The organism is Primorskyibacter flagellatus, from assembly GCF_900176485.1.
Classification (GTDB): domain Bacteria; phylum Pseudomonadota; class Alphaproteobacteria; order Rhodobacterales; family Rhodobacteraceae; genus Primorskyibacter; species Primorskyibacter flagellatus.
The window spans coordinates 1-11,156 of sequence record NZ_FWYD01000038.1; the positions used below are offsets into that span (position 1 = coordinate 1).

Sequence of the window (11,156 nt, forward strand, 5' to 3'; positions counted from 1 at the left end):
TCATCCAGTTGACGGCGAAGGTCGCGCAGGACGCGACCGGTGTAACCCTTCAGTTGTTTCAGGGCCTTGCGCATGCGCTTGAACTGGCGCGCATGCCCGTGCATCACGCACAAGCCGAGCCCGCTTAGCATTACTACGCTGTTTTGTGAACCAGTCTGTATAGGAGCGCGGGTCGGCCAGGACCTCTGGTCGTTTCGCCAGTTTCCTGCAAAGTCCAAGTGCCTGAGAACCACTTTCGAAAATTGCGCTTATCCAGCTTTTCGCCTCGCAGAATTTCGAACACGGTTTGTGCTTCCGATAAGCTGAACGTCGCGGGTAACAGATCAAATACTACTTTTGCGCTATCGACAATTTCGGGGTCGACCAGCCGAGCAAGATTGGCGCGACCATCCTCTACGATCCGCGAATGATCGAAGGCAAGGATAGGGAGGTCATCTAGCGGGAACCAGCGCGCATCTCTTGCGTCGCTCGTGCCCCGAACGGTCAACTGGTCGGACGGCACGAGTGTAAAAAAGGCTACGGAAATCGTGCGGCCCCGTGGGTCGCGATTAACTGCGCCGTAAGTGTGAAACTGGGTGAGCGGTAAGCTCGCAAGGTCGGTGACCCCGGTTTCTTCTCGCAGTTCACGGGCCGCGCATGTGGACAGGTCTTCATCCATCTTAAGGAACCCGCCAGGGATGGCCCACTGATCCTTGAAAGGCTCTATGCCACGTTGGACCAGTAAGATTTGGAGCCGCTTATTACGGATTGAGAATACGAGGATATCCGTGGTCACGCTAGGGCGTGGATGTTTATATTTGTAGCTCATTGGTCTTGACCTCGGCTAATAGTGTCCATTTTACACTAAATGCTTAACGGGCAAGACGCAACCACACGCTGCGTCGACGTGGCGTCAATTGTCCTACTGTGGCTATATCGGTCACTAGTTCAAAATGATGAAAGAAGTTGCCGCCTGTTCACCAATTTCATGTAAGCGTCGGGGCGCATCCTTGTGGTAGGAATAGGTAACCAAAACGGCTACGTCCTTCCGCACCGTCGCAAAATATTGCGTGTGGAAGGCTGGCAGTTCGGAATTGAGGTGTTGGCTGAAGACCCAATCCTCGCCGGAAATCTCGCGGATCTCCAGTTCTTCCACCACGGATTGCAGTGCCTCTTCGTCATTTTCGAGCGTCATTGTTTTGGGCGTCTGCAAGTAGGCCTGATAGTTGTCGAAATTGTCCATTGGACCAACCTGTTTGGCCGTAAGGACAAAAAGCGCGAGTTCTTGGTCGCCTGACGCGACATCTTCACATACGAACTCTGTTCCCGAGGAGTTGCACTCCCAACCGGGCGGCAGGTTGAACGATATGTAGCTGTTTGAGAATCTCTGCCATGGTTCGCGCACGACCCGGTCCGAGGCGAAGTATATCATGCCAAAGAGAACCACGATGCCGCAAAATCCGAAGCAGAAGCCGCGCAACATCACTCGACATCCTTGTCGAGGGGCAACAGGGTGGAGATCGGTGTGAGCTCGGTCTCTGACCAATCATAGGCCTCGATCCATCGTTGTGTGACTTCCCATGCCTCTCGCGCGCGGCGTGCATTATCGCCGTCTGAAAATTCGTAGTCTTTGATCGGCAAGTATTCTCGTATGGCGCGCCTGACCACATCGCCAGCCTCGTCTTTGCGATTTGCGTCCCAGAGATACGACCCAAGCTGCAGCCCGGATTCGAGCGTGTAAACCCGATCGAATTCCCGTGGCTCGGGCAGGGCAAGGTCCCAGGCGCGGTCCGTTTGGCGCAGACGTTGCATGTGCGCGATGGCGGTGGCCGTGTCCTCTTCACCGAAGACCTTTGACGCCTCGTTTCGCATTGTGTCGATCTGACGGTAGAACGCTTGATGCAGGTGGTCCTCCAGCCGCGCGTATTCTGTGCGCTCATCGCGATCCAAAGTCGCGCGGTCGAGATCAAGGGCAGTTAGTCGCGCGCGCGTTTCAATCCGACGCGTTTGCGCATCGTCGATCAAGCCCATGTCGTCCTCGAACAGCGCCAACCGCTCCTCTCCCGAAAGGATGAACAGCCGGGCCCATGCGCTCTCGTCGGACGATTTGCGATAGAGGTCTTGCCGCAGAGGCAGCGTGTCTGCCAACATCGTGTGGGCCGCCGGCGGGTCTGTTGATGCCAGCTCGATCGCGATGTCCCGTTGGTCGTCCAGGATTTCGTGCATGAACGCGACGAGCGCCTCCAGAAGCTCGTCATACTTGGGCTGTGCCGCACGCGCCGCCGCGGTGTCGCCGGACAGAACGTTGTCGACGCCCGCGATCATGTCGTTCAACAGCGCGTCATGGCCTGGGAAATCGTCCTCCGGGATGCTGCGGTAGCGATGGGTCCATGTCTGGAGCGAAACTTCGGATAGTCTGTCGGCGCGCTGCTCCTCTGGCAGGCGCGGCACGAGGCGAAGCGCCTCCGTGAAATAGGTCGGCATCCGTTCCTGCGTCGCGTCTTCGCCAAGGCTGACCAGCACGTCGATCAGCATATCGTGGAAGAAGCTGATATCGGGCGCCGGAACGGACGCGTCGCGGGTTGTGGCGGCGTCAGCAATGGCTTGCGACATCCGGGTGTCGAACTGGAGCACCTTTTCGAGCGAGTCGTCGATCAGGGCGTCCGGCTTCTCAGGCGTGTGCTCGCCATCCAGAAGCCAGATCGCGGCCGTCGATCCCCAGTAAGCCGTGGTGCCCGCAGCGCGGTTAGCCAGATCCGCGGCACCCGCTTCGCCGAACGCGATCAGAAGCTCGAGCCAATGGCCCGCGTACGTCAGCGCCGTTTCCAGCTCTTCGCTGTACTCCGTGATCGGGACGATGTCGACGCGGCCATGGCGCAGGTCGAGCACGTCGAAATGAAGTTCCATCGCTTCGTCGAGCGCGTCAAGGCTGGCCACGTCGGTCAGGTCACCCGCGAGGCGCTTCTCGACGTAGTCACCTGCCGCCTCGTCCAGCCGCGCGAATTCCGCGTTGAGAAAGGCGTGCTGTTCGTCGCCGGTCTCCGGTCCGTTGGTGCTCAGCGCATAGTGGATGTCGCAGGCAAGGACGGTGGCTGGACTGCGCGGGATCCGCCCGTCGACCGAAAGACGCGCCGCGATGTTGCAGCCGCTGTCGATCAGACTGTCGGTCAGGGCGTCCTCGGAATTCCGGTTCTCGTTCGCGGCATCGCGCACCACGCTTTCGATCCCGGCGAGGCTTTGGGAGAGGGCAAGGTCGCCTTGCTGGCGCGCCTGAATGGAGAGCCAGGACACCATCACCGACACCGCAATGACGCCCGTCAGGCCACCCAGTCCCAGCCCGACGAAAAGGCGCCGCCGCTTGTCCAATCGCGCGCGGCTTCGGGACAGAAGCTTCCAGACGGCGGGCGGAATAGGTTCGGTGTTGCGGGGACGCTGGCGCGCCCATTGCTCTGCTTCGCGCAGTGCTTCGCGGGTCTGCAGGAGGCCTTTGCCCTCAAAGTCCAGAAGGAGATAGGACGCCTTGGTTCTTTCCCACGCGAGGTCGGTCTTCAGCGATTGCGCAAGCGCCCCAAGCCCCGCCTCCCAATCGTCCGATGACCTGAGGCGTGTGTAGTGGAGGTCACTCAGTTCCGATGGAATGACCGAGGCCGGTGTGTCATCGAGCAGGACCGGGAGGATGGGTTTGCCCTCTCGTGCGGCGAGCGCAAGTTCATCCTGACATGGGTCCGAGGCTTTGGACTGTTCCGTCGCGAGATAGACCAGTTTCGCGGAACCCTCGAGAAGCTTGTCCAGCCGCTCCTGAAAGCGTTCGCCCGGAGCCAGGTCCTCCACATCCATTGCGACGCTGATGTCCGCGTCCTCGAGCAGTGCGTAGAGCCGACGGGCGTCGCGCAGATCCTCGCGGGCATAGGACAGGAAGGCGTCTCTGATCGGGTCTGAAGGCATTCGGTCACTAAAATAGTCAGGCGACGTGGCGGGCAGGTTTCGCTAATTCGGCCGCGCACGTTCCTATCAATCTGGTCGAAACGCTAGCGCAACAGAGCTGTCTTGAGAAGCCCTTCGATGCGCGGATCGAGGCTGCGAACTTTGGAGCGCAGCACCTGAAATGGAGCGTTTGGCGCTGAGATTGGTGTAAAAATCACACATAAATCCAGTGCGACCCGAAAAAATACTCAATGATTACAGTTAGGCGCGCCGGAAGCGGTCACGAGAAGCACGAAAAGTATATTAGTGTAATTGTAACACTAATAATTAGTGTGTATATCACACTTACTGACCGAGCTCGCTGCTGACAGCTTAGCGCCAATCAACGAGCTCGACACGAACAGATTGCTTCTTTGGGGAGTTTCAAATGTTGAATATCAATCCACGCACGCTCTCGCTGCTGGTTTTCGCCGCCTTCCTGTTGTCTTGGTTTGGGTCGGCCACCGGGATCAGCCAGTTTATCAGCGAGGGCCAGGACGGCGCGCGCTCGATCCTTGCTGTCGCCGTCGCCGCGACAGGCTCGATCATCATTCAGGCGCTCATGGCGGTTTTCCTGACCGTCCTGATCAGCGCCTTCGTCGTGCATACGCGCACGCGTGTCCTTTACCTTCTCGGCTACGGGATCATGACGACCCTCAGCGTTGTGCTGGCGGTTGCCTTCTGGGTGAACGTCATGGACCTGCGCGACGCCGAGGTGCGCGATGTCTTTGACCGCCAGCGCGCGGCCGCCATCTCTGCGGCGCAGGCCAGCCAGGCTGAGATCGTACGCTTCGATACCGGCATGACCGCGCTTGCCGATACGGCCCGCGAAAACGTGTTGATCGAGGCGGCGTCCGGCACTGGGGAGCGTCATGACGTTTGGCTGCGCCTCCTGCGCGACGTGACGCTTGCCGAGACCGAACTCGCGCGCCTCTATCAGGCGCTTTCGGACGGGATCGCTGCCGCCGCTGCTGCCACTACGCTGGATGGCGTCCGCGCAGCTTTGGCTAGCCCGATGCAGCAGGTGCGTTCCACGACTGCGCTGACGACGCTTCAGGCCGCGTTCGAGCGCGAGGCGCAGGTTGCGACGGTGCTGTCCGGGCGGGCGCATCAGCAGCGTTGGGCCAACTTCGCCACGCAGATCGCAGCAGTGAATACCGGCATCGCCGCCTTTGCACCCGTCGCCATGCCGGAGCTTGAGGACAGCACTTTCGCCCCCGAACACGGCGACAAGCACTTTGCGGTCATGCTCGTGAAGAAGGTGGTGACGGGGCAGCCGCTCAGCGGTCAGGAAGCCATCGCCGTCAGCCTTGCGGTGATCACCGATCTGATCTTCGCGATCCTGATCATCCTTCGCGCCGAGCGCCGTCGCCGCGATGACGTGGCCGAATTCGTCCACCACTTCATGCCACGCATCGAGGCTTTGAACGCGCGGCTCAAGCGCAATGACTTCGCGGGCGGTGTGTCGGAACTGACAGAAACGCTGCACCTGGCTGGCAAGGGCCTGTTCGGCTTCGACCGCCTTTTCGGTCTGGTGGTGCAGGTGCCGGAAGGGGCAACCAAGACGCAGCTCGCGAAGACCGTGTCCTTCCTGAAGAGCGGTGGCATGGCTGTCGATGTCAGCGGCGCTGCGGGCCTCTTCCGTACGCTCACCTCGTGGGGGCATACCGCGACGCGCGTGGCTCAGGGTGCTTCGGTGCGCCGTCCTGTGACTGTCCTGATCCCGCCCGCAGAATGGCGGCTGATCAACACGTTGAAGCAAGTCGAAGACCTGATGCCGCCCGCCGAGGACAAAGGCACCCTTGGGGCATACGTGCGCAAACAGCGCCGCAAGAAGCCGCGCGTCTACACGGCCACAAAGCTCAAGATGCTGGACACTTACTTCAGCAGCGCGATGGAGGCGTCTCTCAACGAGCTGGCCCCCGCCCGCATCGAACGCATTGTCGACGCTTTCCGTTCAGACTCGCGTACGAGACGCCTGGCGCGCAAGACGAAGGAAAAGCACGAAGCCACGTTCCGCGACATGATCGATGCGGTGCGCACCGATGGGCTTCTTCCATCAACGGCAACGCGACTGCGCGTCGCGAACTGATCGCAGTCTTGGATGTCGCCTCTCAGAGGGCGGCATCCTGAACCCAACACGCTTTCGGAGGAAAGCCTCATGGCAAATTCGCTTGTAGATACCGACACAACACACTTCTCCGCCGCGCCCGCAAAGGGCGCCGTTATCCAGGGCCTGTGGCTCCTTGTCATGCTGTCCTGGCTGCCGATCATGGGCGCCACCCGCCTGAACCCGCTGGCCGTGGCTGATGGCACGGCGATGCTCCGTCTGCCGGAACCAAACGCCGACTTCTGGGGGCCCTTGGCCGATTTCGTGCCGTGGGTCAGCCCGTTTGCGGCGCTTTTCGTCGGCGGGGCGCTGGTCGCGTGGGGCTTTGGTCAGCGGGCGCTGGCCTATGCGCTGTGCCTCGGCCTCGCCCTGGAGTTCATGCCGGACATTTCGGGCGTGCCCCTGCCAGAGGCCTCCACCGAGGCGCTCCGGTACTGGCTGACGGCAGGCGGCGTGGCCGTAGCGTTTGCGGCGTCCGTCATGCTGACGGCGATCTACGGGCGCCTTCTCAGCCCGGCCTTTCTGGGGTTCATCGGTCTCGTCGTCTATGAAAGCGCGGTGATCGGGGTCGTTGCCTCGGCCAATGCGCTCGAGAGCGAGGTCGCCTGGCGCGCGCCGGCGGTTCTGGGGCGTGTCTTTGAGGGCTTTGCTCCGAACCCCGCCGTTCTGCTCGTGGTGCTCTCCGCCTTCGTGGCCCTGCGTCTGTTTTTCAAGGCTGTTCAGGACAATGCCGATCTCCTTATGCAACTGCGCGTGGATGGCCGTCTTGGCGCATCGCTTTTCCATGCACTCCGCCTCTGGCTGCCGATGCTGGCGATCTTCGCTGTGTTGACGGTCGGGTACTCGGCGATGTGGCGCGGCCTTGATCACGTGGCGGCAGAGACCGCGCTGACCTACGCGGATGTGCCCGCGCCTGCAGAGCCGCTGTCGTTCGAGGAGATGCTCGTCCACATTCAGACCGAACAGACGATGCAATGGCAGGCCGAGTTGAACACACGGTCGCTGGCAACCCAGGACCAAGTCAATGGGTTGGTGCGTGACTCTGCGGAGGAAACCCACGGTTTTGTGGAAGAGAAGCTTCCGCAGCGCGCACCTGGGACAAACACTGAACGCTGCGGCTGGAACTTGAAATGCCACTTTATGAACCTTGTGAAGTCCATTACTAACTCGATTTACCAGGGCGTTCGTCAGGGTATTCTCGATGGTCTTGAGGCGCGGTTGGAACGCGCGGAAACGGAAGCGGGCCGTGGGACGGAAGCGTTCCGTCAACGTGCCGTCACCGAAGTCGACGCAGCTCTCGCCATCTATCGCGACACCACGACCGCCTCCATCGGACAAAGCTTCTTGATGTTGAATGCGGTGAGTGTGCTCCTACTGATCTATTCGCTGATGGTGCTCTTTAAGACCTACCTGATCGTTTTAGGCCGCGTGATCCTGCACCCGGATGAGAGCCTTACCGCGTCGTTGGCGGTCGGGCGGGTGCCGCGCAGCCAAGGGATGACGCGCGCCTCGGAACGTGGTTCTTTGGCCTTCGGCAAAGCCCGTCGCGATGTCCTGTACGTGAAGCGCGATACAGGGGTTTACAACGTACCCACTAGCGCTCGGGTGCCGATGCCGTTCAAAGCCATCTTCTCGCGCATCCTGCATCGTGCTTGGCGCATGCAGAAAGTTGACTTGTCGCAGCGCTCGCAAGTCTCCGGTCTGACCATGCCGCCACCGGCGAGCCTTGTGGAGTGGACCCTGCGCTCTGACGAGCAAGTTGTTTTTGAATGGACGCACTTCGTTGGCGTGAGCAGCACTGTGCGCATCAAACGGTTGCTTAGTTTCAACCTGGCCAGCCTGATTTTCGGACGTGCGATGGTGCACTATGCGCAGGGTCCGGGCGTGCTAATCCTGAAAACCAATGCAAGCGCCATTCTGCCGCGTGGGGCAGGCGGAAAAACCTCGACCCGTGCCGCGCGGTCTTATGGGCCGGGGTGCTTTGTGGCCCGCGATGTGCATGCCGGGTTTGGTGTGCATTCCGATCTGAGCGAGGTGATGCGTGGCAACTACTTGGTAGCCAAATTGTCGGGAGACACGGTGTTGATCGACACGATGCCTAACGACGGTGGTGCAGCGCGCTTTGGAATCTTGCGCTATGCGCGCACGTTCTTGCTGCCATTTTGAAGTGACGTCGAAATGTGGGGCAGTACTCATTAGTTACTGAAACTTGCGAAGAGGAATGAGTGTAGGATGAAACCAACCTAAAGCCACAATAGACTAGGGACGTGACCCGTACCAGACGCATGATCGGGAACTCTTGGGCTGGCGCAGCGCTGTGCGTCATAGCTTTGCCAGGCTCAAACAAGCCGAACCGATCAAGTGAAGACTAAGAAGGAATCAGGAGAGCGCCTCAGGGTGCTCTCTTTGAAGTACCGATGACAGCTCACTCCCCCTGCAGTTTCCTATGACCTGCCACTGAACTTTCATCCAGCCGGAACCAGAGCCGTTTGGTTTGATACGCCGATTGGCGTAGGTGGAGCAACCGACATCCGCGCGGAGCTTTCAGATGGCGCAGCGCGGGTGTCGGTTGCGGTGGTGAAGCGCTCGGCGAACGCCTTGGGCGTCTGGTAGCCGAGCGCGGAATGTGGCCTTGTTTCGTTGAAATCGGCGGTCCAGGCCCGGATCACGGCGCGAGCATGCGCCATGTTCCGGAACATGGTCTCGTTCAAGAGTTCGTCGCGCATGCGCCCGTTGAAACTCTCGACGAAACCGTTCTGCATCGGCTTGCCCGGCGCGATGTAATGCCACTCGATCTTGCGTTCGGTGGCAAAGGTTAAGATCGCGTTACTGGTCAGTTCGGTACCGTTGTCAGACACGATCATCCCCGGCCTGCCGCGCCTTTCGATCAGCGTCGCCAATTCCCGTGCGACACGCCGCCCCGAGATCGAGGTGTCCGGAATGGCCGTGAGGCATTCCCGTGTAACATCATCGACCACATTCAGGATGCGGAACCGCCGGCCGCAGGCGAGCTGGTCATGGACGAAATCCAGAGACCAGCGCGCATTGGGCCGTGCCTCGACCAAGATCGGGGCACGGGTTCCCACCGCCTTGCGCCTGGCGCGCCGTTTGCGCACCGTGAGCCCTTCTTCTCGATACAGCCGGTAGATGCGGTTGATCCCTGACGGTTCGCCATCGCGGCGCAACAGCACGAACAGACGCCGATAGCCAAACCGGCGGCGTTCATTGGCCAGATCCCGCAGCCGCTGGCGCAGCTCCGTCTCAGGTGGTCTTATGGACTGGTATCGGATCATCTTGCGATCCGCGCCGACAATCGTGCAGGCCCGACGCTCCGACAGACCCAACCGGGTCCGCAGATGCGCAACGGCTTCGCGCTTAACGGCGGGCCCTACCATTTTTTTGCCAGCAGTTCCTTCATTGCTGCCGCATCAAGCATCTGCTCGGCCAACAGCTTCTTCAACTTGGCATTCTCATCTTCCAGCGTCTTGAGCCGTTTGGCGTCCGACACCGTCATCCCGCTAAACTTCGCCTTCCAAGCATAAAAGGTGCCTTCCGACATCCCGTGCTTACGGCACAGGTCAGCACACTTCGCGCCCGCCTCATGCTCGGTCAGAATGCTGATGATCTGTTCGTCTGTGTATCTCGTTCGCTTCATGGTCCGCCCTTTTGTTGGGTCGGACTCTAATTCCAAATGGAGGAAAAATCCCGGGGCAGGTCACCTACTATGAAGATCCGCTTGCCAGCTTTGAGACGCGTTGCGGCTGATCTCAGCTAAGTAAGAGTCGGAAGTTCTTGCATGCTCTTCATCGGTCTCTGCATCGCGAATGAATGGCAGTTTTCACTGCGGCAAAGCCTCATCGTTAACAGAGCATGTGCAGCGAGTTGTCCGCTGCGAGCACATGCAGCGCGAAAATCGAATTCACAGGTTGGGCTGATATCGGTGAAAAACTCTGTCCCATCGCTGATCAGCGTTCAACCGGAGAACACCGTTTCCTGACAAGGGGTTTGCAAGAATTCTGTTCGCTAATTTAACCGTTCAGAGGTCAACGTTCCACGTTCGGGGATAGCAGTGACGATTGACGGAGTTTTTCACCGATATCAGTGGTTTTCGCCTCAGAAAAGGTCGATGCAACCGGCTACTTCGTAGCTACTTGTCATTTCCGCCGAGCGTAGGCGATACCAGTCGGCGAGTCGTTCGAAGCGGTCATCGAGGGACTGGCCCCTGGTCGGCGAGGCACCGTGCAGTAGCTCGAAGAGATCTTGCTCTGTCGTCACAACAGACCCTAAGAAATAGCCGATGCCTGCCTCGGCCGACCCTCCGACAGGGCGGGACTTCATGAATCCGGGAAAGCCGGAATCTTTTTCGACCAGTGGCACTCCAAGCTTCAATGCCTCGGCCATGTGCGCGTCGCGCAACCGATCGGCATCAGCGTTCGCGCGAGATGCGCCCTCTATGCGTGCCAACGGAAGTCGGCTGAGTTCGGCGTAGGAGGCGCATTCAATGTGCTGTATCGTCCTCGCTCCATCGGCGAACGCGGCGGTCGCGATGCATAGGGCAATTGTTGTCGTCGTAGTTCGCCTCACTTTGTTTCCTTCTGCGTGTCAAACGCCATTCCCAGATAAGGACTACTGCTCTCGAAGAAATCTTCAATGTGCTCCGCGCAACAAATCATTTTTTCTGATACTGCGGTATCAATGTCGTGAAAGGGCTCTGAGTTGCCCGATGCCGGTGCAGCGTCACCCCCGATGGAGGTGGCTTCGAACCAGTCGTTCGCCAAGCAGACTAAGAAACTGAGATTTCTCGGTTCTTTCGGATGCACAGACATCTCCGTATCGATAGCTGTTGTTGAGGCAACGCGCCGCGAAATCTGACTGCGAGCCCAGATTGACTGATGCTGCGCGTTGAACGGATGTCTGGTTTTCAAGCTGCGATAAAAAACGTGTTAAAACTCTAGTCAGTTTTGCCGTGAGGTTTTTCATGATTATTTGGCATGGTTGTTATGCTCCAAGGCTTTGTTGATGGCGTGGATGCCCCTCCCGACGGCATCTCAATGTGCCATTGTGGTGAGTGTTAAAGCCATCACAAAAGGAAGGAGCATCCATG

General features: G+C 59.3%; 9 protein-coding genes. 2 read left to right on the top strand and 7 right to left on the bottom strand.

The genetic code is table 11. From position 1 onward, the window contains the following. Nucleotides 1-133: 133 nt before the first annotated feature. The 4 genes from B8991_RS20305 to B8991_RS21620 all read right to left on the bottom strand — a co-directional run bounded on the left by B8991_RS20305 (nt 134) and on the right by B8991_RS21620 (nt 4,494). Nucleotides 134-808: an NUDIX hydrolase gene (locus B8991_RS20305; protein WP_084355108.1), complete on the bottom strand. Its 675-nt coding sequence runs from the start codon at nt 806-808 to the stop codon at nt 134-136. A 114-nt stretch (nt 809-922) separates the two neighbouring features. Further along, on the bottom strand, nt 923-1,462 hold the full coding sequence (locus tag B8991_RS20310) for a hypothetical protein (RefSeq protein ID WP_084355109.1): 540 nt from the start codon (nt 1,460-1,462) through the stop codon (nt 923-925). Continuing rightward, complete coding sequence (locus B8991_RS20315) at nt 1,462-3,924, bottom strand: toll/interleukin-1 receptor domain-containing protein (RefSeq protein ID WP_084355110.1); 2,463 nt, start codon at nt 3,922-3,924, stop codon at nt 1,462-1,464. The genes B8991_RS20310 and B8991_RS20315 overlap by 1 nt, the downstream gene beginning before the upstream one ends. A gap of 402 nt (nt 3,925-4,326) precedes the next feature. After that, nucleotides 4,327-4,494, bottom strand: coding sequence for a hypothetical protein (locus tag B8991_RS21620; protein ID WP_179141566.1), 168 nt, complete (start codon nt 4,492-4,494; stop codon nt 4,327-4,329). Between the two features lie 10 nt (nt 4,495-4,504). Between B8991_RS21620 and B8991_RS20320 the strand changes: the two genes are divergently transcribed. Beyond that, entirely contained in the window at nt 4,505-6,034 is a 1,530-nt protein-coding gene (locus tag B8991_RS20320) for a hypothetical protein (protein WP_143514689.1), read from the top strand. Nucleotides 6,035-6,103: 69 nt separating this feature from the next. Next, entirely contained in the window at nt 6,104-8,218 is a 2,115-nt protein-coding gene (locus B8991_RS20325; RefSeq protein WP_084355112.1) for a hypothetical protein, read from the top strand. Nucleotides 8,219-8,517: 299 nt separating this feature from the next. On the opposite strand, the gene B8991_RS20330 is transcribed toward B8991_RS20325, so the two are convergent. The 3 genes from B8991_RS20330 to B8991_RS21795 all read right to left on the bottom strand — a co-directional run bounded on the left by B8991_RS20330 (nt 8,518) and on the right by B8991_RS21795 (nt 10,830). Then, nucleotides 8,518-9,707 (bottom strand): IS3 family transposase gene (locus B8991_RS20330; RefSeq protein ID WP_143514690.1). Its coding sequence is split into 2 segments (ribosomal slippage): nt 8,518-9,455 and nt 9,455-9,707, totalling 1,191 coding nucleotides; the frame shifts between segments, so codons are not numbered across the junction. A 458-nt stretch (nt 9,708-10,165) separates the two neighbouring features. Then, the gene (locus B8991_RS21625) at nt 10,166-10,636 is read right to left on the bottom strand and encodes a hypothetical protein (protein ID WP_084355113.1); all 471 of its coding nucleotides are present in this window, start codon (nt 10,634-10,636) and stop codon (nt 10,166-10,168) included. Then, complete coding sequence (locus tag B8991_RS21795) at nt 10,633-10,830, bottom strand: hypothetical protein (protein WP_218673277.1); 198 nt, start codon at nt 10,828-10,830, stop codon at nt 10,633-10,635. The genes B8991_RS21625 and B8991_RS21795 overlap by 4 nt, the downstream gene beginning before the upstream one ends. Nucleotides 10,831-11,156: the final 326 nt, after the last annotated feature.

Excerpts from the sequence above, each read along its gene's own strand:
- B8991_RS20305 (WP_084355108.1), bottom strand. The coding sequence starts at position 808 with ATGAGCTACAAATATAAACATCCACGCCCTAGCGTGACCACGGATATC.
- B8991_RS20310 (WP_084355109.1), bottom strand. The coding sequence starts at position 1,462 with ATGTTGCGCGGCTTCTGCTTCGGATTTTGCGGCATCGTGGTTCTCTTT.
- B8991_RS20315 (WP_084355110.1), bottom strand. The coding sequence starts at position 3,924 with ATGCCTTCAGACCCGATCAGAGACGCCTTCCTGTCCTATGCCCGCGAG.
- B8991_RS21620 (WP_179141566.1), bottom strand. The coding sequence starts at position 4,494 with ATGATGATCGAGCCTGTCGCGGCGACGGCGACAGCAAGGATCGAGCGC.
- B8991_RS20320 (WP_143514689.1), top strand. The coding sequence starts at position 4,505 with ATGGCGGTTTTCCTGACCGTCCTGATCAGCGCCTTCGTCGTGCATACG.
- B8991_RS20325 (WP_084355112.1), top strand. The coding sequence starts at position 6,104 with ATGGCAAATTCGCTTGTAGATACCGACACAACACACTTCTCCGCCGCG.